20 protein-coding genes are annotated in these 22,484 nt (G+C 70.8%); 7 read left to right on the top strand and 13 right to left on the bottom strand.

All coding sequences use genetic code 11. From position 1 onward, the window contains the following. The coding region (locus ACWCQ1_RS36765) for an IS1634 family transposase (protein WP_451028331.1) at positions 1-747 on the top strand (747 nt) is incomplete at its 5' end. Between the two features lie 97 nt (positions 748-844). Here ACWCQ1_RS36765 and ACWCQ1_RS36760 read toward each other — a convergent pair. Continuing rightward, positions 845-2,206, bottom strand: a complete 1,362-nt coding sequence (locus ACWCQ1_RS36760; RefSeq protein ID WP_451028330.1) for a hypothetical protein — start codon at positions 2,204-2,206, stop codon at positions 845-847. A 491-nt stretch (positions 2,207-2,697) separates the two neighbouring features. Continuing rightward, positions 2,698-3,132, bottom strand: coding sequence for a MarR family winged helix-turn-helix transcriptional regulator (locus ACWCQ1_RS36755; RefSeq protein ID WP_133043870.1), 435 nt, complete (start codon positions 3,130-3,132; stop codon positions 2,698-2,700). 197 nt (positions 3,133-3,329) lie between these two features. Here ACWCQ1_RS36755 and ACWCQ1_RS36750 point away from each other — a divergent pair, with 197 nt between their 5' ends. From ACWCQ1_RS36750 to ACWCQ1_RS36730, 5 genes are all read left to right on the top strand, one after another. After that, a complete protein-coding gene (locus tag ACWCQ1_RS36750; RefSeq protein WP_358601603.1) occupies positions 3,330-4,499 on the top strand; it encodes a PP2C family protein-serine/threonine phosphatase in 1,170 nt (389 codons plus the stop codon). A gap of 129 nt (positions 4,500-4,628) precedes the next feature. Continuing rightward, positions 4,629-5,525, top strand: a complete 897-nt coding sequence (locus tag ACWCQ1_RS36745; RefSeq protein WP_358601606.1) for an STAS domain-containing protein — start codon at positions 4,629-4,631, stop codon at positions 5,523-5,525. After that, complete coding sequence (locus ACWCQ1_RS36740) at positions 5,522-5,815, top strand: hypothetical protein (RefSeq protein ID WP_358601609.1); 294 nt, start codon at positions 5,522-5,524, stop codon at positions 5,813-5,815. Before ACWCQ1_RS36745 ends, ACWCQ1_RS36740 begins: the two co-directional genes overlap by 4 nt. Beyond that, entirely contained in the window at positions 5,815-6,258 is a 444-nt protein-coding gene (locus tag ACWCQ1_RS36735; RefSeq protein WP_358601612.1) for an ATP-binding protein, read from the top strand. The genes ACWCQ1_RS36740 and ACWCQ1_RS36735 overlap by 1 nt, the downstream gene beginning before the upstream one ends. A 75-nt stretch (positions 6,259-6,333) precedes the next feature. Beyond that, entirely contained in the window at positions 6,334-7,521 is a 1,188-nt protein-coding gene (locus ACWCQ1_RS36730; RefSeq protein WP_358601615.1) for a PP2C family protein-serine/threonine phosphatase, read from the top strand. Between the two features lie 4 nt (positions 7,522-7,525). Here the strand turns inward: ACWCQ1_RS36730 and ACWCQ1_RS36725 are convergent, their stop codons facing one another. The 5 genes from ACWCQ1_RS36725 to ACWCQ1_RS36705 all read right to left on the bottom strand — a co-directional run bounded on the left by ACWCQ1_RS36725 (position 7,526) and on the right by ACWCQ1_RS36705 (position 14,774). Then, the gene (locus ACWCQ1_RS36725) at positions 7,526-8,056 is read right to left on the bottom strand and encodes a MarR family winged helix-turn-helix transcriptional regulator (RefSeq protein WP_358601618.1); all 531 of its coding nucleotides are present in this window, start codon (positions 8,054-8,056) and stop codon (positions 7,526-7,528) included. Between the two features lie 174 nt (positions 8,057-8,230). After that, a complete protein-coding gene (locus ACWCQ1_RS36720) occupies positions 8,231-8,854 on the bottom strand; it encodes a hypothetical protein (protein WP_451028329.1) in 624 nt (207 codons plus the stop codon). Positions 8,855-9,133: 279 nt separating this feature from the next. Continuing rightward, on the bottom strand, positions 9,134-10,759 hold the full coding sequence (locus ACWCQ1_RS36715) for a S53 family peptidase (protein ID WP_358601624.1): 1,626 nt from the start codon (positions 10,757-10,759) through the stop codon (positions 9,134-9,136). A 121-nt stretch (positions 10,760-10,880) separates the two neighbouring features. After that, positions 10,881-13,769: an AAA family ATPase gene (locus ACWCQ1_RS36710; protein ID WP_451028328.1), complete on the bottom strand. Its 2,889-nt coding sequence runs from the start codon at positions 13,767-13,769 to the stop codon at positions 10,881-10,883. Between the two features lie 102 nt (positions 13,770-13,871). Continuing rightward, positions 13,872-14,774, bottom strand: coding sequence for a LysR family transcriptional regulator (locus ACWCQ1_RS36705; protein WP_358601630.1), 903 nt, complete (start codon positions 14,772-14,774; stop codon positions 13,872-13,874). 100 nt (positions 14,775-14,874) lie between these two features. Here ACWCQ1_RS36705 and ACWCQ1_RS36700 point away from each other — a divergent pair, with 100 nt between their 5' ends. Then, complete coding sequence (locus ACWCQ1_RS36700) at positions 14,875-15,903, top strand: NADP-dependent oxidoreductase (protein ID WP_358601633.1); 1,029 nt, start codon at positions 14,875-14,877, stop codon at positions 15,901-15,903. Here the strand turns inward: ACWCQ1_RS36700 and ACWCQ1_RS36695 are convergent. The 6 genes from ACWCQ1_RS36695 to ACWCQ1_RS36670 all read right to left on the bottom strand — a co-directional run bounded on the left by ACWCQ1_RS36695 (position 15,885) and on the right by ACWCQ1_RS36670 (position 22,461). Further along, positions 15,885-16,943, bottom strand: a complete 1,059-nt coding sequence (locus ACWCQ1_RS36695; RefSeq protein WP_358601636.1) for an LLM class flavin-dependent oxidoreductase — start codon at positions 16,941-16,943, stop codon at positions 15,885-15,887. The two genes, ACWCQ1_RS36700 and ACWCQ1_RS36695, sit on opposite strands and share 19 nt — an antisense overlap. Continuing rightward, positions 16,940-18,628: a dipeptide ABC transporter ATP-binding protein gene (locus ACWCQ1_RS36690; RefSeq protein WP_451028327.1), complete on the bottom strand. Its 1,689-nt coding sequence runs from the start codon at positions 18,626-18,628 to the stop codon at positions 16,940-16,942. The genes ACWCQ1_RS36695 and ACWCQ1_RS36690 overlap by 4 nt, the downstream gene beginning before the upstream one ends. Continuing rightward, positions 18,625-19,539 (bottom strand): ABC transporter permease, encoded by a 915-nt coding sequence (locus ACWCQ1_RS36685; RefSeq protein ID WP_451028326.1) that lies wholly within the window; start codon positions 19,537-19,539, stop codon positions 18,625-18,627. Before ACWCQ1_RS36685 ends, ACWCQ1_RS36690 begins: the two co-directional genes overlap by 4 nt. Then, the gene (locus tag ACWCQ1_RS36680) at positions 19,536-20,495 is read right to left on the bottom strand and encodes an ABC transporter permease (protein WP_358601645.1); all 960 of its coding nucleotides are present in this window, start codon (positions 20,493-20,495) and stop codon (positions 19,536-19,538) included. The genes ACWCQ1_RS36685 and ACWCQ1_RS36680 overlap by 4 nt, the downstream gene beginning before the upstream one ends. A gap of 3 nt (positions 20,496-20,498) precedes the next feature. Continuing rightward, the gene (locus tag ACWCQ1_RS36675; protein WP_358601648.1) at positions 20,499-22,118 is read right to left on the bottom strand and encodes an ABC transporter substrate-binding protein; all 1,620 of its coding nucleotides are present in this window, start codon (positions 22,116-22,118) and stop codon (positions 20,499-20,501) included. Between the two features lie 226 nt (positions 22,119-22,344). After that, positions 22,345-22,461 carry a putative leader peptide gene (locus ACWCQ1_RS36670; protein ID WP_358601651.1) on the bottom strand — a complete coding sequence of 39 codons (117 nt, stop codon included), beginning with the start codon at positions 22,459-22,461 and terminating at the stop codon, positions 22,345-22,347. Between the last annotated feature and the right edge of the window lie 23 nt (positions 22,462-22,484).

Genomic DNA, 22,484 nt, shown 5'->3' with positions numbered 1-22,484 from the left:
GAGAAGCTCCGCTCCGGAAGTCCCGAGGTGCAGGCCGCCCTGTCCCGGCAGGGCCGCTACCAGGACGTCGGCGAGAACATGCGCGTCAAGGAGGTACGGATATCCGACATCGACCGATTCGTCATCTGCCACAACCCCGAAGCGGCCGAGCGTGACCGGCACATGCGCGAACAACTCGTCGCCCAGCTGGCCGACTTGATCGAGGGAGCCGACAAGCTCAGCGACTTCAAGCGCGGCGAACTACGCGGACGGATCGCCGACAAGCCCGGCCTGAACCGCTACCTGCGCGCCACCCCGGCCGGCAAGCTCCGCGTCGATCAGGCGAAGATCAAGGCGGAGGAGAACCTCGACGGGAAGTACCTCCTGCGCTGCTCGGACCCCCACCTCAGCGCCGAGGACATCGCGCTGGGCTACAAGCAGCTGCTCGAAGTCGAGCGCGGCTGGCGTGACATGAAGCAGATCATCGACCTGCGGCCCGTCTACCACCGCCTCGAAGAACGCATCCGCGCCCACGTCATCCTGTGCTGGCTCGCCCTCCTGCTGATCCGGATCACCGAGACCACCACGGGCGACACCTGGCCGCAGATCCGCCGCGAGCTCGACCGCCTCCATCTGGGCACCTTCACCGGCCCCACCGGAACGTTCCAGCAGGTCACCGCCCTGACCAAGCCTCAGCGAGACCTACTCGCGAAGCTGGACATCCCCGCCCCCAAGCAGGTCGTCTCACTTCAGCCCGCACCCCGCTGACCAGCGAGAACACCACCGCCTAGAGACACGCCCTCCAGGCGGACACACGCACGTCCGCCCAGGTCAGACCCCGGATTCGCCTCTCCAGGCCACGGAATTATGTCGAACCCGGGTCGATGTATCCGGCGTCGATGGCGACCCCGCCGTGGTATTCGGTGGCGGTGTCGTAGAAGTGGCTGTCCTTGACGGTGATTCCGCTGGTGTGCTGTGCCGTACTGCTGGGCTGGGGGATGTCCACGCCGCCCAGGTCGAGACCGTTGCCGGAGATGTCGGTGAACACGCAGGCGGTGACGGTGTCGTTCTGCGAGCCGTTGCCGAGGTCCAGTCCGGCCGCGCCGAGATGGACGAAGTAGTCGTGGTCGAAGTGGATGCTGCTGTCGTAGGTGAACCTCAGCGCGCCGGGCATCTTCGTCCAGTTGCCGTACGGGCAGGTGCCGCCCGACACGAAGGTGCACAGCCCCTGGGTGGCGTAGCCCGTGGTGCCGGTGACCTGGTACGTCGCCTGGATCTCGGAGAAGCCCGTGCCGGTGTTGGAGGTCGTGTAGTTCGCGTAGCTGAACTGGATGCCCTGGAAGCCGATGTGACTGGGTTCGTCCGAGGCCTTGCCGGAGGTCGCCACGAGGGTGTCCAGCGAGGGTGCCTCGACGTCCGCGGTGGTCAGGTCCTGCCCGGAACGCGGGATGTAGTAGAAGCGGTGCTCGGTCTTGTCCAGGTAGAACTCACCCGGCTTGTCGAGGAGTTCGTAGGCGTTCTCCACCGCCGTCGGGGCCTCGGTGATCGATTTGCGGCCGACGAGGTTGTAGGTGCGGCCCGAGTCGTCGGTGCGCATGACCCGCTGGGTGGAGTTGTTCCAGCAGGGCTGGGCCATGGTGATGGCGGTACTGGTGACGGAGGCGACCGGACAGCGTGGCTCGGTCCACAGTCCGAGCCCGCCCCGGTAGACGAACTCGATCGCCGACCGATTGCGCCAGCCGGCCATCGGGTCGCCGGATGCCGTGGTGTATCCGGTCGCCGTCTGGGTCACTGACACCGGCAGAGAGCCTGTGGCGCGCTGGGCGCGTACGCCGTTCACGTACAGCTGCCGGGTGTCCAGGCCGCTGGGCGCCGGGGCGGACCAGATGCTGCTGTCGGCGCTGGTCCGCGACCAGCCGGTGACCTGGACACCGCCGCTGACCACCGGAGTCTGTCCGGCCGCCGCCTTCCACCAGACGGTGCCGGCCGTGCCGCCGCCGGAGTCCGCGGAGCTGAAGGTGAGGGTCTTGGCCAGCCGGTAGACGCCTCCGGCCAGCGTCACGGTGATCGGACCGGACGTCGACTTGTCGATCGCCCGGACCGCGGTCTGTGCCTTGGTGAGGGTCCGGAAGGGGGCGTCGGCGCTGGTCCCCGGGTTGCTGTCACTCCCGCTCGGCGAGACGAAGTAGCTGACCGCGGTCGCGGCGTGCGCCGGCGAAGTGAGCACACCGAAGCACAGCACTGCGCAGAAGAGGGCCGCGAGGAGACGGTAAGACCCGATGAATAAGAAGGGTGGTCTGGCGGGTCTCGCGGCATGCGTCTGTTCTGTTGTCAAAAACATGCAGGAAAGGTAGGGGTAGGGCAGCGAGAGGTCAATGACTGCGGCGCAGATACATCGGATCAATAGAAGTAGTTCCGAGTGGCTTCAGTGTGACGCCGCCAGGGGCCCCTGTTCGTGCCTTGCTCGCCCGGTCCCCACTCATTCGGGAGACATACGGCACAACCTTGGCAGAACTCCCCGATGTCGGGGTATCCGAGTTCGCGAAGGAGCCCTCCGGTGCATTGTTGCCGTTTGACAATAGTAGCCGTGAGGCAACAAAGTAAGCGGGTCGGACGTACGCGGGAAGGACCTGGAATGCTCCGGTGGACGGAGGCCACTCCGTGTGCTGGTCACCGACGTCGAAAGCCGACGGTGACACATGCGTCGCGAACGACGGTTCAGGCGGTTCGGCTGCCCGAATCCGCGACGTCGTCGTGTATCTGCGTCGCCGCGGCGGCACAGAACGCTTCCAGCCCCTCCAGCAGCGCGACCCGCTTGGCGGCGGGCATATCCCGCAGCACCGTCTGCAGCTCCCCCTCCCGGCGGGCGCGCAGGTCGGCGAGAAAGGCGCGGCCCCGGTTGCTCAGGTGCAGCCGCACCTCGCGCCGGTCCTCCGCGCTCACCTCCCGCTCGACGAACCCGGCGGCCACCAGCCGGTCGCACAGCCGGCTGGTGGACGGCGGGGTGGAGGCGAGGGACTCGGCGAGTGTGCGCAGCCTGATGCCGTCCTGGTGCTCCAGGATGTGCAGCACCCGCAGCTGGGACGCGGAGGTGGGCGCCGTCGAGGCCCGGCCCCACACGACCTCCAGCAGCTCAACGGCCGTGGTGGTCACACGCGCGACCTCATCGGGCTCCGGGGGGCGGCGGAAGGCAGTCACGATCACTCTCTCGCAGGCACTGGGGTGCCTGTCAGCGTACTAGCCGCGCGCCCTGGCCACCGAGACAACGGTCCGCCCGACGTGGCGCACCCGGCAGCTCGGCCTTGCGCGTGAACCAGGTCGTCCGGCGAAGGATTGGTGTTTCCCTCATCATGAAAAGATTTGTGGCCGCTGAACGCGCTCTGCGCACAGCGGCGCCCCACGAGTTGCTCGACGCCGTACGCGCCGCGCTGCTCGAGCAGTACGACGCGCAGAACGTCGAGTTGTACATGGCCGACTACGGACTGACCGTGCTGCGGCCCGTGTCGGTCCCGCCGCACACGCCCGAGCCGGTGTCGGTGCACAACAGCCCGGCCGGCCGGGCCTTCGGGTCGCAGCGGCCGTATCTCGAGGAAGGGCGGAACGGACGGACCCGTCTGCATCTGCCGGTCAGTGTGCGCGGCGACCGGCTCGGCGTGCTGTCCGTGACCCTGTCCGGCGGTGACGTCGCCCACCAGTGGGAACCCGAACTCGCCGAGATCGCCAATGTGCTGGGACACGAACTGATCGTGGCCGAGCGCGACACCGACCTGTACCTGCAGGCCCGGCGCAAGGACCGGCTGACCCTGGCCGCCGAGATGCAGTGGCAGCTCCTGCCCGGCCGTTCGTGTTCCCGGCCGGAGTACGACCTCGCGGCCCAACTGGAGCCCGCCTACGCCATCTTCGGGGACAACTTCGACTGGTCGGCCACCGCCGACCACCTGATGCTGTACGTCACCAACGGTATGGGCGAGGGCATAGAGGCCTCCCTGCTGACGAACCTGGCCATCAACGCGCTGCGCAACGCCCGCCGCGCGGGCATCTCCATCGCCGACCAGGCGGCCCTGGCCGACCAGGCCATCTACGCCCACTATCAAGGGCGTTGCTATCTGTCGGTCCTGATGTTCGACTTCGATCTGACCACGGGCCGTGCCGTCGTCGTGGACGCGGGCTCCCCGCGCCTGCTGCGGCTGCGCAACGGCAGCGTGGAGCCCGTCGACTTCGACGCCCAGCTGCCCCTGGGCATGTTCGAGGAGACCGACTACGTGGCGCAGGACTTCCATGCCGAGCCCGGTGACCGGCTCGTCTTCGTCAGCGACGGCGTCCACGCCGTCGCCTCGCCGAAGGGGGAGGCGTACGGCGACGAGGCTCTCACCCGGGCCGTTCAGGCCACCCGGCTGCTGCCTGCCGCCGAGGTGCCGCGCGCGATCCTGCGGGAGCTGACCGGCCACCGCGGCGGAGCCGTGGCGGACGATGACGCACTGGTCGTATGCCTGGACTGGCGCGGCAGGGCGCTGGACTGACGGTCCACCGGACCGCCCGGCGGCAGGCGGTGTTGTGGGGGGCGCGCACGCCCGCTAATGTTTGTCATGCGGCAACAATTGCCTGATGGTCTGCCGCTCGGCGGGTCGCGGCCCCGCAGCAGGGAGACGATGCAGGTGGCGGAGCAGAACACGGCTTCCGGGGCGGCGGGCGCACTGGCCGACTTCCTGCAGCGGCGCCGTGAGCAGATCGCCCAGCGATGGGCCGACGCGGCCTTGTTCCGTACGGTGTTCACCGTCGCCCGGGACGAGGCGGTCGAGGCGTCCAAGGCCGTCGTGGACGCACTGGCCGAGGTGGCCCGCTCCGGACGGCTGGAGGATCTCGCGGCTCCGGGTTTCACCGCCGTCAGAGAGCAGCTCGGCCGGATGTCCGCCTCCCGCGGCCGGGCCGGATTCACCCCCGCACAGATCGACAGCGAGGTCGCCGGCCTGCGCACGCCGGTCGTCGCCCTGCTGCGAGCCGAGTTCGACGCTTCCGCGGAGGGGCCCGCACATGACTGCGCCCTCGCGCTGACGGCCCTGATGGGCACGCTCCGCCTGGTGGTGCTGGAGACGACGGTGAGTGAGGGCGAGCAGGTGATCGCCCGGCAGCACCAGCAGCTGCTGGAGGTCGCCACCCCGGTGATCAAGCTGTGGGAGGGCGTCGTCGCCGTCCCGTTGATCGGCATCTTGGACAGCGCCCGCAGCCAGGTGGTGATGGAGAGTCTGCTGGAGGCGATCGTCGAGCACGGGGCCGCGTACGCCATCCTCGACATCACCGGTGTGCCGACCGTCGACTCGCTCGTGGCACAGCACCTCATGAAGACGGTCGCAGCGGCACGCCTGATGGGCGCGGAGTGCATCGTGTCCGGCATCCGTCCGGCCATCGCGCAGACCATCGTCCATCTGGGCATCGACCTCGGGACGGTCGTCACGCGGGCCGGTCTCGCCGAGGCCCTGGCCCACGCTCTCACCGAGCAGGGTGTCGTCGTCTCCCGGCACTCCCTCGCCGGAGCGAGCCCGCAGTGACCGGCGCCGCCACCCGTGCGGGCCCGGTGCCGCAGGCTGCGCCCGAGGGCGTCCTGCCGGCCACCCCTGCCGAGCCGTGCGACGGGATGGCCGGACAACTCCCGCGCCAAGGCGTCCGCCCCCGGGGAAGCGGTTCGGCCACGACGGACGCGGGCCTGCTCGACATCATCGGCCGGGAGTCCGGCGCCTCCTCCCACAAGCCCGTTCGGGACAGGACGGCCGCGAACGCCCGGTCGTCGGCCGTCACGTGCGCGGCAGCTCCGTCCGCCCACCCGGAAGAGGGTGCGTGATGCATGCCCCACCCGCCTCCACCACGCCTCTGCCGATCCGCTCGGACGCGGATCTGGCCTGGGTACGTCAGCAGGTGCGCCGCGCGGCCGTCGCCCTCGGGTTCGACCTGGTCCAGCAGACCAAGCTGGTGACCGCGGCCAGCGAACTGGCCCGGAACACCCTCATCCACGGCGGTGGCGGCCATCTGGAGATCGCGGTGCTCGAGGACGGCCCCCGGCGTGGACTACGGCTGACCTTCGTCGACACCGGCCCCGGTATCCGCGACGTCGACCAGGCCATGACCGACGGCTACACCACCGGTGGCGGCCTGGGTCTGGGACTGAGCGGAGCAGAGCGGCTGGTGCAGGAGTTCACCCTCGACAGCAGCCCCGGCGAGGGCACCACCGTCACCATCACCACCTGGGTCTCCGGCCTGCCCGCACCCCGCGTTGGCGGGGCATGAACGGGTTCCTGACTTGCGGCGAACATCCGGGCGGCGCGACTTCGCGCGATAGCGTGGAGAAGACGAGGCGAGAGGGTGGACACCGTGAAGACGCCTGAACCGCTTCCCTCAGCGGAAGCCGAACTGCGTATGGCCGCCCCCCATGCGCTGGTGGCCACCGCACGCCGCCTCCTCGCCGAGCGGGTCGGCGCCCAGGAGGTGACACTGCTCCTCGCGGACTACGGCCTGACGGTCCTGCAGGCGGTCTCCCGCCTGCCGCACACCCACAGCCCCGTCCCCGCTCACGAGGGGCCCGCGGGCAGCGCCTTCCGCACCCAGAAACCGGTGCTGGAAGTCGCGCAGGAGCCGACGGGCCATGTGGCACACCTGCCCATCACCGTGCGCGGGGACCGCCTGGGTGTCCTCTCCGTCCGGCTGCCCGCCGGGGCCTCCGATGCGGACACGGTGCTTCAGCTGGGTGACTTCGCCACCGCGCTCGGCCATGAGGTCATCACCGCCGGCCGTGACACCGACGTCTACCTCCAGGCCCGCCGCACCCGCCGGCTCACGCTCGCCGCCGAGATGCAGTGGCAGCTCCTCCCCGGAGGGGGCTGCGCCCGCGAGGAGTACGTCATCGGCGCCCACCTCGAACCCGCCTACGCCATCGGTGGCGACAACTTCGACTGGTCCGCCGGCGCGGACCACCTCGTCCTCACCATGACCGACGGTATGGGCCAGGGAATCGACGCCTCTCTGCTCACCAGTCTCGCCGTCAGTGCCCTGCGCAACGCCCGCCGCGCCGACATCGGCCTCGCCGACCAGGCGTGCCTGGCCGACCAGGCCGTCTTCGCCCAGTACGGCGGCAAGGTCTACGCCTCCACGCTGCTGCTGCGGTTCGAGCTGGCCACCGGCACCGTGTGCGCGGTCGACGCGGGTTCGCCCCAGCTGTTCCGCCAGCGGGACGGGCGCACCGAGCAGATCGAACTGACGGCCCAGCTGCCGCTGGGGATGTTCGAGGAGACCGTCTACGAGGAGCAGACGTTCCAGGTCCGGCCCGGAGACCGCCTCATCGCCGTCAGCACCGGGGTGCACGGTACGCGTTCCGCCATGGGTGATCTCTTCGGCGAACGTGCCCTGCGCCAGATCCTGAGTGCCACCCGTCCGACGGCACCGCACGAGACGGCACGGGCCATCGTCGCCGGGCTGGTCGAGCACTACGGCAGCAGCGATCTGGCCACGGATGCCGCGGTGGTCTGTCTCGACTGGAACGGCCGCCGCACCTGAGGTCTCACGGGGAGCCGTCGCCTTCCCTGTCGTCGCCCTTCTTGTCGTCGCCTTCCTTGTCGGCGCCGTCCTGAGCCGTCAGGAAGGCCCGGATACCCCGGCTCAGCGCCGTCCGCTCGCCGGGCTCCATGGCCGCGAGAACCACGACGAGCGCCTGGGACCTGCGCGCGGCCACTTCGGCGAGCACCTGCCGGCCCCGGTTCGTGAGGACCAGTTGCACCTCGCGTCGTTTGTGCGGATGCAGCAGGCGCTCCAGCAGGCCGGCCGCCTCCAGCCGATCACAGAGCCGGCTGGCGGTCGGCGGCCCTATGTCCATGCCCTCGGCCAGAGCGGTGAGATTGAGCCCTGGTTCCGATTCCAGGATCCGCAGGGCCCGCAACTGGTGCGGCGACAGCCGCAGGCTGGCTCCCTGGGCGGCCACCGACCACAGGTCCGCGAGAGCGTCCACGGCATCGGCGATCTCCAGCGCGACGGACCGGGGATCCTCTCCTGATCCGTTCGACCGGTCGTCTCCCGAGCCACTGAGACGAGTCACGCCCACATCACTTTCAGTAACCACCTGCCCATGCGGATGCCACCCTCATTGAACGCGGTACCCGAAGAGCCGTCGGGCAAGCACCTCCTGATCGTCTCTTGCTTCTTCTGCACATGTGCGGGGCTCCGCACGGGACGGGGCCGGATGCACGGAGTCGCGACGGGTCAGTGGCTGTCAGGCGGACTGGGATGTCTCCGGCTCGTTCTGCGAGGCGGGCTCGGCGCTTTCCGGGGTGGTGTAGAAGACGGAGCGGCCCTGCTTGGTGCGCTGGGCGTGGTTCCTGGCCACCAGTCCCTCGAGGGTGAGGCGTACGATCTTGGTCTTGATGTCCCGCTCGGGGTGCTGCTGTTGCAGTGCGGTGGCGACTTCGGCGGCGGAGCGGGGTTCCTGCTGGCCGGCCAGGTGTTCGCGGACGAGGTCGACGAGTTTCGACGGGGCCGACGGCGCGGCCGGGGCCGGGGCCGAGGTCTTCTTGCCTGTCTTCCGGGCGGAAGCGGTGGGCTTGGTGGCTCGCGCCTGCTTGTCCTTCCCGGATCCGGAGGCGGTCTTCCTCTTTCGGGGAGCGGGCACCGTCGCGGGCTCGGGGGCAGGCTGAGGGGGAGCTGCCGGGACACCGAGGGCCTGTTGGATGTTCACCAGGACGGTGTGGTCCTCCTGCAGGGCGGTCAACTGCGCCTGCAGTGCTTCGATCTCCTCCTGGAGGCGATCCTGCTCCTTGAGGTTGCGCTCAAGGTCGCCTGCCACCTGTGCGCTGTAGTGCGACGTCAACTCGCTGTTGCCGGCTGTGGTTTCGGACATGATGCTCACACTCCTTCGCGGGGCGTCACGGTCGATCGGAGTCAGGCCATGACGTGTGCGGAATCCAACGCGTGTGCTGTTCTTCCTGGTGCTGTGTGAGCAGCAGTCGTTACTGCCGCACAGCTGTGTTCAAGCGATAGTACGGAAGACATGTGCGTCGTTGTCCACTACATGGCTGAAATCCAGCAGAAACCGAGCCAGGGACCACAGGAGGCCGCCATGACACACAGCGCGGGCCGGGAGCTGTCCCGGCCCGCGCTGTGTGTCAGACGTTCGATGTCAGCCGAGCAGCTTGCTCGCCAGAGTCGCGGCGTTGTACGAGCCCCAGCCGGTGGTGAAGTCCCAGCCGGTGGACGCGGAGTAGGCGCCGTTGCTGCCACTGGTGATGTCATGGAAACCGGTGCCGCTCGCCGAGTACAGGGCCGGGTTGGCGAAGCCGAGGTCGGCCTTGCCCGCGGCGGCGGCCTGCTGGTTGTACAGGGCGGCGAACGCCGCCCACTCGGGGGCCGCCGCGCTGGTGCCGCCGACCGAGGACCAGGAGCCCTGCGAGTAGATGGACACACCGGGGCTGGGGTTGGCGTGCGCGGAGACGTCCGGCACCTGACGGAAGCCGCCGCCGGCGCTCTTCTGGACCGCTGTCTGCCAGCTCGGGATCTTGAAGACGGAGGACTTGCCGCCGCCACCACCGGACCAGGCGACCTCCTTGCTCCAGGCGTTGGCGGAGGTGACGGTCAGCTTGGTGCCGCCGACACCGGTGACGTACGGGTCGCTGGCGGGGTAGTCGACGGACGTGCCCCCGTCGCCCGCGTCGTCGGAGCCGTCGTCACCGGAGGCGGCGTAGAAGCCGAGGCCCTGGGCCGCGCCCGCCTTGAAGACGGCGTCCACCGCGTTGATGTTGGACGTGGTGCGGGCGCTTTCGGCGGCACCCCAGCTGATCGAGGTGGTCGGGATGCCGCTGTCGACGATGGCCTGGTAGGTGTCGACCTCGCCGGCGTCGGAGTTCGGGCCCTCGAAGACGGTGACGTTCGCCTTCGGGGCGATGGCGTGCAGCACCTCGATGTCCAGCTCGACCTCGACCTGCCCGTCGCCGAGAGCGCCGGAGCCGCCGTCGACCTTCTGCACGGCCGGGGTGGGCGAGCCCAGGCTGTAGTTGGTGTCGTACTTGGTGATGTTGGACTGCTGGAAGCCGTCGAACTCCAGCAGGGCGATCTTCTGGCCGCTTCCGGTGTAGCTGCCGGAGACGTTGTACCCGCCCTTGAGCTGGGCCGGGGTGTAGCCGCCGCCGGGGCCGTTGTGCGGGGAGACGGTCCGGGTGATCGCCTGGTGGTGGAGCTGCACGCGGTTGTTGAGGCCGGCCACGTCGCTGACAAGGTGGGCGAGGCCGGAGGGCAGTGTCGGCGCGCTGTCGTTGGCGTAGAAGGAGCGCCCCGACCTGACGTCCTTCCAGGTCGACAGCTTGGTGCCGAAGGCCTTCTCCAGCTGCGCGGCGGTGCCGCTCGCGTCGATCAGCAGGTTGCCCGAGTGGACCTTGCCGACGGTGAGGCCCTGCGCGTGGAGGTAGTCCTTGAGCTGCCCGACCTCCGCGTCGGTGCGACCGAAGCGCGCCGCGAACCGGCTCTTGGTGAGGTAGTGACCGTAGGAGGCGGAGTGCGGATCGCTGACCTTGGCCACGAACGTGTCGAGAGCGCTGCCGCCTCTGGGCGTCAGGCTGATGGCCACCGATATGCGCTTCCCGGCCGCGAGGTTCCCGGTGCGGTGCGCGCTCTGCTTCAGCCCCGGCAGAACGTCTCCGGCGATGGCGGCACGCGTGGTGTGCGGGGCGTTCGCGGCGTAGGCGGCGGGGACGACCGCGGTGACGAGGGCCGGCGCGGCGAGCAGACCGAGCAGTTTCAGACGAGACTTCACTGAAGTCCTCCGGAAAGTGGGGGAGTTGTCCCGGGAGCGGAACGGCTTCACCGTAGAAACTCCGGCCCCACCCCCATAAGCGGGGGAACCCTTGCGTTACGTGTTAACGGCGGATGTCATGTCAACGGTGTATGTCCACGGCGCGACGGCCCTGTGCGCCGGTGGGCTGAGCGACCGTCACCGCCCTTTCCCGGGGCTCCACTTGACCGTCGTCGCTGGTGTTCACAGCGGCCCCGGAGGCGATGACGGCGACCGCCATCGCGTGGGCGAGGGCGGTGCGCGAGCGGACCCCGACCTTGCGGTAGACCCGCGACAGGGTCCCTTCAACGGTCTTGACGCTGATGAACAGTTCGGCCGCGACCTCCCGGTTGGTGGCCCCGCCGCCAACCAGTTCGGCGATCCTGGCCTCGGTGGGAGTCAGGTCGGGCCCCGTCTCACGGCTCGAGGCGTCGACGCGGGCGAGTTCGTCCCTCGCCCGGGCTGCCAGGGGAGCGGCGCCGGCACGGGTGGCGACCTCCAGAGCCTCACCGAGGGCGGTGCGGGCGGCGCTCCGGCGACGGGAGCGGCGCTCGACCGTGCCGAGCGCGAGGAGAGTGCGCACCAGGTCGACGGGCAGGGAAAGCTGACGCAGCCGGTCCGCCGCCGCAACCAGTCGCGCCGCGCCCTCCTTCGGCCGGCCCAGGCCGGCCTCGCGCAGTCCCTCCGACCGCTCCAGAGCCGCCCACACGCTGGCGGGCGTGCGGGGCGAGACACGCGCACGGGCTTCGCGGAGCACGACCGCGGCCTCGTCCGTCTCGCCCAGCACGACGAGGGCTTCGGCCAGGTCGGCGTACCAGTGCAGCAGGGGCGGATCGGCGGCGCCCATGGCCGTGCCCAGCTGCCTGACGCGCCGCAACGCCTCCACCGCGGCCGCCGCCCCGTGCGGGTCGCCGCCGAGGAGCTGGGCCTGCCCGAGCGCGGCCAGCGCGCGCAGCAGGAACAGTCGGTCACCGTCGGCCTCGGAGGCGGCCACCGCCTGTGCGGCCAGGCGCCGGGCCTCCTCGACGGGGCCGCCCGCGGTGGCCGCGAGCGCGGCCGCGTACAGCGCTGGGGCCGACTGGGCCATTACCTGCGAGCAGCGGGCCGCGGTGTCCAGGGCCTCGCGGCACAGTCCGGCGCGCACCTGGATCCGGGTCAGCGCCACCAAGGTCGCCATGACCTCCTCGACGCCCGCCAACTCCGCGATCCTGTTGAGGAGTTCGCCTACCTGCTTGCGTGCCTCGGTCACCCGGTCGGAGTCCAGGGCCAGAATCGCCCGCATCCGGATCAGCCGCCAGCTCTGCGGGCCGCCTTCCGCGCCCCCGGCCAGGGCGAGCGCCTTCTGCAACGCGGCGTCGGCGGCGTGCGGGTCGCCCGCCAGGGAGCGCACCCGGGCCAGCGTGGCGAGCGCCCCGATGCGGGTCTCCGTGTCACCCGCCACGTCGGCCTGCCGAGCGGCGTGCCGGGCATGACCGGCTGCCTTCTCCAACTCCCCGCACAGCAGGCCTCGTACGGCCGCCCAGTGGTGCAGCCATGCCTCTGCCTCCGGGTCGCCGTAGGCGTCCCGCAGACCCTCTTCGATCAGGGTGTGGGTACCCTCCAGTGCCTGCCCCGCGCTGCGCAGCAGGATCAGACGGGCCCGGACCCGCTGCCGGGCCGAGCCCACGGCGAGAACGGTCTCCGCCGCCTGGGCCGCCTTCTCCGACTGCCCCGCGTCACACGCGAAGTCGGCCGCCGCCAGAAGCCGTTCGGCCCGGTCCGCGGGACGGCCGCCGGGGGTGCGGCGGGCGGCGAGGCCGGCCAGTTCGCAGGCCGCCCCGAGGGCTCCCTCGAGTCGCGCGGACTCCGCGGCGGTCATCAGGACCAGGGCGGTGGTTTCGTCCTCGTGCGGGTGGGCGTAGGCGAGATGGCGGGCCCGCTCCACGGGCTCGGTGACCGCGCGGGCCAGCAGGGCGTGCGCTTGTCGGCGGTCGCTCTCCGTCGCGTCGGCGTGGACGGCGGTCCGGATCAGGGGATGGCCGAACCGTACGGTGCCTTCCGCGTCCGCCGTCGCGATGCCGAGCTGTTCGGCGTCCGCGAGAGCCGTCGCTGGGGCGGGGAGACCTGCCGCACGCAGCAGCGTGAGGCTGGGGTGGGCGGCGGTGGCGGCGACGAGGAGAGTGCGTCGCACGGGCTCCGGCAGAGTACGTGTCCGCCCCATCAGCAGGGTGCGCAGCCTTCGGGGCACGCGCAGCGGCGGCCCGAAGCCGTCGCGGGCCGGTCCGAGCAGGGCGGCCCGCGCCAACTCCAGTGCGTACAAGGGGTTTCCGGCGACCGTGTCCTGGATGGCCCGCAGTATCGCCGACGGCAGATCGGCACCGGTAGCGTCCCGGACGAGGTCCGCCACTTCCTCGTCCGTCAGCGGCGGCACCGCGAGTTCGGCGGTGCCCGGCGGGCAGCAGCGCAGCCGTTCGGGCTGTTCCCCCTCGGCCACCCGCTCGGCGGCCACCATCCTTACCTTCAGGCGCTCCAGGCGCCGTACGGCGAAGGCGAGCGCCTCGGCGGTCGGCTCGTCGAGCCACTGCAGGCCGTCCACGACGAGGACGACCGGGTCGGCGGCGGCCAGGGTCCGCAGCACCTCGAGGACGGCGGCGCGCACCGCGAGCCGACCGCGCCCGTCCCGCGGTTCCGGGCCGCGCAGCAGGGCCGCGTCCAGTGCACGCCGGAGCTCGGGCGCGAGGGCGTCCAGGTGGCTCCGCGGCACCGGTGCGAAGAGGTCGGCAAGCCCGGCGAACGGCAGCTCGCTGTCCTCCTGGGCGGGCGAGCAGCGCAGCACCGTGCCGACCGCGTCCGTCGTCAGCGCCGAGACGAGGACGGACTTGCCGATTCCCGCGGGACCGTGGAAGAGGACGCCGGAACGGGCCGACAACCCGGCCCTTGCGGCGTCGAGCAGTTCGGAGCGCAAGGTCAGTGACCGCGCCGCCGCTGAGCTCGCCCACCAGGTGTCCCGCACATCTCACGACCTCGAATCATGTGTTCATGACAACCTCGCCGATTCCGCTTGTCAATGACCTCTGTCACGCCCGTCGATCACGCGGCCGCCGCCCCGGCCTGATCAGACACCCGCCCCTTGGAGGACGGCGGCCCGCAGTTCCCTCACCAAGGCGCGGACCACGGCCGACCTGGCCAGTTCGGGGGTGGTGACGTAGCCGACCCGGCGCGTCGGGCGCGTGGGCCCGAGGTCGGTGATCCCCACCGAGTCCGGTGCGCCGGACAGGGAGAGCGCGGGCATGATCGCCATTCCGTGCCCCGCGCTCACCAGGGAGAGAACCGCTCCGTCGTCCTCGGCCACGACGGTCGCCTCCGGGATCCAGTCCTGTGCGGTCCACCAGTCGCGGGTGTACGAGCCGCAGTTCTCAGCCCAGTCGACCAGTGGCAGTGAACGCGGGCTGGCGTGACCCGCCGCGTGCACCAGGGCGTACGGCTCCTCGAAGAGCCCGCTCGCGAAGAGGCCCGGCTCGAGCGCGACCGAGCCGCCCAGCGTGGCGAGGGCCAAGTCGGCTTTCCCGTCGGCCACTTCGCCCGCGGTGCCGCGCCCCACCTCGCGGACGATCCGCACCCGCGGCTCGATCCACGGATGCCGGGCGCGCAGCCGCTCGAGGACGGGCGGCAGCAGATGGAGAGCCGCACTGCGGAAGGCCGCGATGCGCAGTTGCCCCTGCGCCGCGTCGGAACGGGCAGCACCGCGCGCTTCGGCGGTCAGGACGTCCAGCAGACGCAGGACGCGGCGGGCGTGTGCGACCGCTCTCTGCCCGGCCGGGGTGGGGCGGGCGCCGCTGCGGCCGCGTTCGAAGAGCACCGCACCGATCTTGCGCTCGCTGCCGCGCACCGAGTGGGAGACCGCGGACTGCGTGAGCCCGAGGTCCTCGGCCGCGGCCGAGAAGGCGCCGGTGTCCGCGATCGCCACCAGCACGCGCAGTTCGTGCGGGGCGAGATCGGAGTCGATCGTGCGGGCCACGGGGCGCTCACCTCACCGTATGAGAACTGCTCATGGAACGGGGCGTCGCATGAGCCCAACCCGCTGCCCGCCAGGGGCATTCGCGCCCTACGGTCCGGTCATGGACGAGACCGCGCTCACCGTGCACCAGACCGCCCGCCCGCACGGCTTTCCCTTCGCCGAGCACTTCACCTTCGTCGAGTCCCCGCCTCCCGAACCGGCGGCCGGCAGCGCACTGGTGGAAAACCTCTACTGGTCCGTCGACCCCTACCACCGCGAGATGATGGACGACGTGCCCGGAGGCTTCGCGCTCCACGCACCGCTGGAGGGCCGCACCATCGGGCGGGTCGTCGCCTCGCGCACCCCCGGGTTGACCGAGGGCGAGATCGTGTTCCACCGGCGGGGCTGGCGCACGCACTCCGTGGTCACTCCCGAGGAGACACGCCATCTGCCCCGCTTCGAGGGGGTGCCCCTGACCGCGTACCTGAGCGTTCTCGGAGGCACCGGCCTGACCGCCTATGCGGGCCTGACCCGCATCGCCCGGCTCCAGGAGGGCGAGGACCTGTTCGTGACGGCAGCGGCGGGCGGGGTCGGCACGGCGACCGGGCGATTCGCCCGGCTGCTCGGTGCCGGACGGCTCGTGGGCAGTGCCGGATCGGCGGCGAAGGCCGCACACCTCACCCGGGATGTCGGCTACGACGCCGCCTTCGACTACCACGACGGACCCGCCGCCGACCTGCTCGGCAAGGCCGCACCGGACGGCATCGACGTGTTCGTCGACAACGTCGGCGGGGAGCAACTGGCCGCGGCGGTGGGAGCGCTGCGCCCGTTCGGGCGCATCGTCCGCATCGGCACGATCGGCCAGTACAACACCCCCGAAGTGCCGCCGCCGCACTTCAACTACGCGGACCTCGTGGAGAAAAGCCTTCGGATGGAGGGCTTCCTGGTCAGCAACCACCTCGATCTGCAAGAGGAGTTGTACGACTTCGCGGTTCCCCATTTGCAGAGCGGCCGGCTCGCGCTGGACGAGACGGTGGTGGACGGCTTCGAGCACATCGTGCAGGCGTTCCTGGGCATGCTGCGCGGCCGGAACACCGGCAAGACCATCGTGCGGGCGCACCGGGCCAGGGCTCACCGGCCCGCCTCCTGAACAGCGGGGAAGGCGGTGCGCCAACCCAACTCAGGCGCGATCAGGTGCCGTACGTCGTGCAGGATCTGCTCGTACTCCTCCCGGTGGAACTCGTACGGCAGCTCCAGGCGCAGTTCCGACACCTGCGCGAGGACGGGATCGGCCGTCAGCCGCTCCAGGATCTGCTCCGCGGTGCCGACCACGTCCGGAGCGAACAGGAACCGCTTTCCGCCCAGCGCGGCGATTGTCTGCGGCTTGAGGGTGCGCTCGTGCCGACTGGCCGCGTAGTCGCGGTAGCGGGTCCGGGTGGCCGCGTCGGCGCTGTCGTACGGCACGATGACCCGCCCCAGTGCCACGCGTGTCGTCTGCCGGTCGTCGCCGAGGGTGCGCCGGTACTCGGCGAGCAGGTTCGCCTGGGCGGTGGTGAAGTCGTCGGTGTCCTCGCCGGAGACGATGTTGCCGGACAGCAGGCTGAGGCCGTTCTCGGCGGCCCAGCGGACCGAGCGCAGGCTGCCTCCGCCGTACCAGATCCGCCGGACCAGACCGGGGTTGTGGGGTTGCAGCCGCGGCCGCTGGACGTTGCCCGGCGAGTGGATCACGGTGTCCGGGCCGCCGAGGTAGTCGCCGCGCAGGTGGTCGACGAGGCGGGCGATCCTGCCGTACGACAGGTCGAAGCCGCGCCAGTCGCCGTCGTGCACCAGGTCGCCGAGGAGTTCGGCGTGCGGCATGCCGGTGCTGAAGCCGACCTGGAGGCGGCCGCGGGACAGGACGTCGGCCAGGGCGAGGTCCTCGGCCAGGCGGAAGGGGTTCTCGTAACCGATGGGGATGACCGCGGTCCCCAGCTCGACCCGCTCGGTGCGCTGGCCGGCCGCGGCGAGGAACACCGCGGCGGAGCCGACGCCGTGTTCGAGGTGGCGCTGGCGGATCCAGGCCCCGTCGTAGCCGAGCCGTTCGCCGTACTCGAAGAGCTGGAGGGTCTCCTCCAGGCCGGTGTAGGGGTCGTCGTCGGCGAAGTTGCCGGGGGTGAGGAAGGCCAAGGAGGTGATGGCGGGAGTGCTCATGACGCTGCTCCTCGGCTCGTGGCGGTCTCGGCGGGGGAGGGGAGCCGGCCGCCGGGGATGGCGGAAAGGAGTTCTCGGGTGTACTCGTGGCGGGGATCGGTGAAGAGCTTCTCGGGCGGCCCGGTCTCGACGACCCGGCCGGTCCGCATGACCGCGACCTGGTGGGCGATCTGGCGTACGACGGCCAGGTCGTGCGAGATGAACAGATACGTGACGCCCGTGTCGGCCTGCAATTCGGCGAGCAGATCGAGGACCTGGGCCTGGACGGACACGTCGAGGGCGGAGACCGGCTCGTCGCAGACCACGAGGTCGGGGGAGAGGGCGAGGGCCCGGGCGATCGCCACGCGCTGGCGTTGTCCCCCGGAGAGTTCCGCCGGCCGGCGCTCCAGCGTGGCGGCGGGCAGGGCCACCCGGTCGAGGAGCTCGCGGGCCCGGTTGAGCCGGGAGACACGGTCGCCGACCTTGAAGGCGCGCAGCGGTTCGGTGATCACCTCGGCGATGGAGAAGCGGGGGTCGAGGGAGGCGTAGGGGTTCTGGTAGACGAGCTGGGCGCGGCGGCGCAACTGCCGGGCCTGTGCGCCCTTGGCGGTGGTGACGTCGGTGCCGTCGAGGAGGATCTGTCCGGCGGTCGCGTCGGTGAGGCGCAGCACCAGACGGGCGGTGGTGGACTTGCCCGAGCCCGACTCGCCGACCAGGGCGAGGGTCCGACCGCGTCGGAGGGTGAGGCTGACGTCGTCCACGGCGCGCAGGGTTCGGGGCCCGTCACCGGCGCGGGGCAGCCTGTACTCCTTGACGAGGTTGCGTACTTCGAGCAGCGGTGCCGTCTCCGCCTCGGTGGCGGCGACCGGGGTGCGGGGTCGGGCGGTCGTCAGGCTCGGGGCGCTGGCCAGCAGGTGCCGGGTGTAGGCGTCCCGCGGGGCGGCCAGGATGTCACCGGTGGGGCCGACCTCGACGACCTTGCCCCGGGACATCACCACCAGCCGCTGGGCCCGGTCGGCGGCGACCCCGAGGTCATGGGTCACCAGCAGGACCGCGGTGCCCAGTTCCTGGGTCAGGGTCTGGAGATGGTCGAGGATGACCCGTTGCACGGTGACGTCGAGCGCGCTGGTGGGCTCGTCGGCGATGATCAGCTCGGGCCGCGCCGCGATGGCGACGGCGATCAGGGCGCGTTGCCGCATCCCGCCGGACAGTTCGTGCGGGTACTGCCGCGCCCGTACGGCCGCGTCGGGCAGCCCGGCCCGGTCCAGGACCTCGACCGCCTCGGCGGGAGCCGATCGGCGGGTCGCCAGACCGTGGATGCGCAGCACCTCGGCGACCTGGTCACCGATCCGCCTGACCGGGTTGAGGGAGACCGTCGGATCCTGGGGCACCAGTCCGATGCGTGCCCCGCGGACGGTGCGCAGTTCGGCTTCCGAGAGGGTGGTGAGGTCGTGCCGGCCGAAGCGGATGGTGCCCGCGTCGATCCGGCCGTTCGCCGACAGGAGCCGGATGATCGCGTGCGCGGTCGTGCTCTTTCCGGAGCCCGACTCGCCGACCACCGCGGTCACCTGTCCCGGCCACACGTCGAGATCCACGCCCCGCACGGCCTCGACCGTGCCGCCCCGGGTGCGGTACGACACCGACAGGCCGCGTATCTCCAGCAGTGGTGTGGTCACGTCCTCACCGTCCTCACGTTCGTCGGTCATGGCTGTCGGGACCATTCGCCGTCCAGCGCGCGGGCAATGCGGTTGGTTGCCAGAACGGTCGCGGCGATGGCCAGTCCGGGCAGCGCGGTCAGCCACCATGCGTTGGCGAGGTAGTTGCGGCCGTCGGAGATCAACGTGCCCCACTCCGGGGCGGGCGGGGGAGCGCCGTAACCGAGGAAGCTGAGGGCGGAGACGGCCAGGATGGAGGAGCCGAAGTCGAGGGTGGCCAGGACGATCACCGGGCCCGCCGAGTTGGGCAGCACATGCCGGCCCAGCACCGAGTACCAGCGCGCCCCGCTCGCCCGCGAGGCCTCCACGAACACCGCCTGCCGCACCCGCAGCACCTCGGCGCGCGCCACCCGTGCGAACGAGGCGACGCTGGCGATGCCGACCGCGACCGCCACCTTCACCGTGCCGTAGCCCAGCGCGGTGACCAGGGCGAGGGACATGAACAGCGCGGGGATGGACAGGAGTACGTCGACGAAGCGCATGAGGACGTCGTCCACCCAGCGGCCCACGAACCCAGCGACCACCCCGAGCAGTCCACCGACCACGAACGCGACCAGGACGGCGATCAGCGTCGCCTTGAGGGACAGCTGGGCGCCGTGGACGACCCGGGAGAACACGTCGCGGCCCAACTCGTCCGTGCCGAACCAGTGATGTGCGCTCGGGCCGCGGAAGTTCTGTGCGGGGACGCCCTTCAGCGGGTCCTGAGAGGTGAACAGTCCCGGCCAGAACGAGGCCAGTACCACCAGGACGAGGACGACGACCGACAACAGCAGGCCCGGTCGGCGGGCCAGGAACCGCAGCACACGTCGTACGTCGCCGCGGCCGCGCGGCTCGGGGCCGGGGGCCGTGTCGACCGGCCGGGCCAGGCCGAGGGCGGTGTCGTCGACGAGGCTCTGGCTCATGCGAGGGCCGCCCTTCCGTTCGAGGCCACCACGATCCGTGGATCGAGGAGTGGGTAGACCAGGTCGACGACCAGGTTCGTCGTCACGAAGATCAGCGCTCCGAACACCACGACCCCTTGCACGAGCGGGATGTCCTGGGCCGTGACCGCCGCCGCGGTGACGCGGCCGAGGCCGTCGCGGGAGAACACGGTCTCCACCACCACCGAACCGGCGATCAGTTGCCCCACGAGCAGGCCGACGACGGTCAGCGCCGGCAGGGACGCGTTGCGCAGGGCGTGCCGCAGATGAACCCGCCACCGGTCGGCGCCCTTGGCCCGCGCTGTCTCGATGTACGCCTGGTCCAGTGCGGTGAGCAGGCTCTTGGCGAGCACCTGGGCGACCTGCGCCCCGGTCGGCACCGCCAGCGTCAGGGCCGGCAGCACCAGCCCCCGCAGGCCGTCGTTGCCGAACGCGGGAAACCAGCGCAGCCGGAAGGAGAACAACTCGACCAGCAGCAGCCCCACCCAGAACGTCGGGACGGACACCCCCAGCGGCGGCAGCGACAGCAGCAGCTGCCGCAGCCAGCGCTGTCTGGTGTACGTCGCCACCACCGCCAGACCGCCGCCGAGGAGCACCGCGAGCAGCAGGGCCGCGCCGGTCAACTGCAGGGTCTGCGGCAGGGCGTCGGCCAGCGTCGAGGTCACCGCACGACCGGTGGACACCGAGTCGCCGAAGTCCCCGCGCACCGCCCGGCCGAGGTACTCGGCGTACTGCACCAGCACCGGCTTGTCGAAGCCGTACTCGTGCCGCAGGGCGGCGATCTGTTTCGGGTCGACCTGCCCCGAGTCCATCCCGGCACTGGCCATCGCCGTGACCGGGTCGCCCGGCAGATAGTCCAGCACCAGGAACGAGACCGTGTACGCCGCCCACAGCACGCCGACCGCCTGCGCGAGCCGTTTGATCACATAGCGGCGCATGCGTCAGCCGATCCAGGTGTCGTGCAGCTGGAGCCGGCTGGAGGCGTCGAAGTCCAGGTCGTGCACCTTCTTCGACACGCCCAGTTGGGTCTGGAGCTCCACCACCGGAGCGTAGTAGGCGTTCTGCACGATCAACTGCTGTGCCCGGCCGACCAGTTGCCTGCGCTTGGCCGGGTCGACGGTAGCGGCCTGCTCGGACAGTGCCGTGTCCAGGGAACTCGGGGGCAGGTGGTAGAAGTTGGCCAGCTCGGTGGAGAAGGAGCTGCGCAGGATGTCGGGATCGGCGCGGGTCACGTTCCCCCACACCGCGTCGTAGTCGCCCGACTGGAGTGTCGGGGCGAACTGCGTGACCTGGAGCTGCTTGAGGGCCACGTCGACACCGACGGTCTTGAGCTGCTGCTGAATGAGCTCCAGCGCGGGCTGGTTGGTGGCCGCGTTGGGAAACCACTTGATCGTAAGACTCAGCTTCTGGCCGCCCTTGGCGCGGATGCCGTCGCTTCCGGTCTTCCAGCCGGCCGCATCCAGCAGGGACTTGGCCTTGGTGACGTCGAAGGTCAGGCCGGAGGCGAGGTCGGTGTAGTCGGGTGTGGTGTGTGCGAGGACGCTGGTGGCCGGCCGGGTGCCGGTCGGGAAGACGGTGTCGGCGATCTGCTGCCGGTCGATGGCGTGGAGGATCGCCTGGCGCACCTTGGCGTCCTTGAACAGCGGCCGGGAGTTGTTCAGGCCGAGACCGAACACCACCCCGGGGTTGGCCCGTCGCTGGAGGGTGACCTGGCCACCCTTGAGGGCCGCCTCGTTGGCCTTGCCGACGCTGGCGACGGCGTCCACCTGACCGGACTGCAGGCTGCCGGCCCGCACACCCGGCTCCGGCACGACCTTGAACACCAGCTTGTCGAGATACGCCTCGCCCTTCTTGGACCACAGTGATGATCCCCAGGCGTATCCGGTGCGCCTGGCGAGTGTGAGGGACTGGTTCTGCACGTACTGCTTCAGCACGAACGGTCCGGAGCCGGTCACCCCGTCGCTGCACTTCTGCTGCGGGGTCTTCTTCACGCTGGCCGAGGACTCGATGCCGAGCGAGTGCGTCGAAGTGGCCTGCAGGAACTGGGCGTTGGGCTGGCCGAAGGTCACCTTCACGGTGAGCGGGTCGACCACGGTGGTGCTCTTGACGCCGCTCAGGTAGCCCTCGGCGAGGGTGCCCAGGGCGCCGAGCTTCGGCACCGCGTCGAAGTTGTCCTTGACCACCTGCGCGGTCAGCTTCGAGCCGTCGCTGAAGGTGACGCCGGAGCGCAGATGGAAGGTGAAGGCCGTGGCGTCGGGACTGACGTCCCAGCTCTTCGCCAGCCACGGCACGATCTTGCCGGTCTTCGGGTCCTGGTCCGTCAGGGAGTCCACGAGCTGGCGCACCGAGTAGATGGTCTCGTTGCTGGCGACCTGCTGCGGATCCACGCAGCCGGAGTCCGAGCCCACCGCGAAGGTCAGGGTGCCGCCGGACCTGGGCACTCCGGTGCCGCCGCCCGCGTCGCCGCCGCCGGATCCGCAGGCGGTCAGCAGGGCGCTGGTGGTCACAAGGGCGGTCAGTGCCGCCCACCGAGAGGTTCTGACATGGGGAAGTGCGATCACGGAGGGCTTCTCCTACTCGTGTCACCAGGCACGGCGGTGGTACGGGACTCGGCCGTGCGAGGGCGTGCGGACCCGATCGGCGTGATGCCGACGTCGGGGAGCGCTGTGCAGACAGGGATCAGCGGAAAGGAAGAACGGGGATCAGCGGAAACGAAGTACGCGGATCAGGCGCAGACGGATGCGGCGGCGACCGGTGCCGGGCGGCGACCAGCGCTGAAAAGGCGCGTCAGGCCTGACAGAGACAGCTGGTCGAGCGCTTGAGATCGATGTGGCGCCGACGCGAGAGCCGGGAGAACACGGTGGCGACGGCGAAACGGGCGCTGAGGTCACCACCGTGCCGCATGTCGGTCCTCCACCTGTCCGGCC

This window comes from Streptomyces sp. NPDC002144 (assembly GCF_053593695.1).
The sequence above is the reverse complement of the archived record's forward strand: the minus strand, read 5'-3'. Positions and strand labels throughout refer to the sequence as shown.

Coding starts and splice junctions, on each gene's coding strand:
- ACWCQ1_RS36750 (WP_358601603.1), top strand. CDS start 3,330: ATGAAAAGATTTGTGGCCGCTGAACGCGCTCTGCGCACAGCGGCGCCC.
- ACWCQ1_RS36745 (WP_358601606.1), top strand. CDS start 4,629: ATGCAGGTGGCGGAGCAGAACACGGCTTCCGGGGCGGCGGGCGCACTG.
- ACWCQ1_RS36735 (WP_358601612.1), top strand. CDS start 5,815: ATGCATGCCCCACCCGCCTCCACCACGCCTCTGCCGATCCGCTCGGAC.
- ACWCQ1_RS36720 (WP_451028329.1), bottom strand. CDS start 8,854: ATGTCCGAAACCACAGCCGGCAACAGCGAGTTGACGTCGCACTACAGC.
- ACWCQ1_RS36700 (WP_358601633.1), top strand. CDS start 14,875: ATGGACGAGACCGCGCTCACCGTGCACCAGACCGCCCGCCCGCACGGC.
- ACWCQ1_RS36695 (WP_358601636.1), bottom strand. CDS start 16,943: ATGAGCACTCCCGCCATCACCTCCTTGGCCTTCCTCACCCCCGGCAAC.
- ACWCQ1_RS36690 (WP_451028327.1), bottom strand. CDS start 18,628: ATGACCGACGAACGTGAGGACGGTGAGGACGTGACCACACCACTGCTG.
- ACWCQ1_RS36685 (WP_451028326.1), bottom strand. CDS start 19,539: ATGAGCCAGAGCCTCGTCGACGACACCGCCCTCGGCCTGGCCCGGCCG.
- ACWCQ1_RS36680 (WP_358601645.1), bottom strand. CDS start 20,495: ATGCGCCGCTATGTGATCAAACGGCTCGCGCAGGCGGTCGGCGTGCTG.
- ACWCQ1_RS36670 (WP_358601651.1), bottom strand. CDS start 22,461: ATGCGGCACGGTGGTGACCTCAGCGCCCGTTTCGCCGTCGCCACCGTG.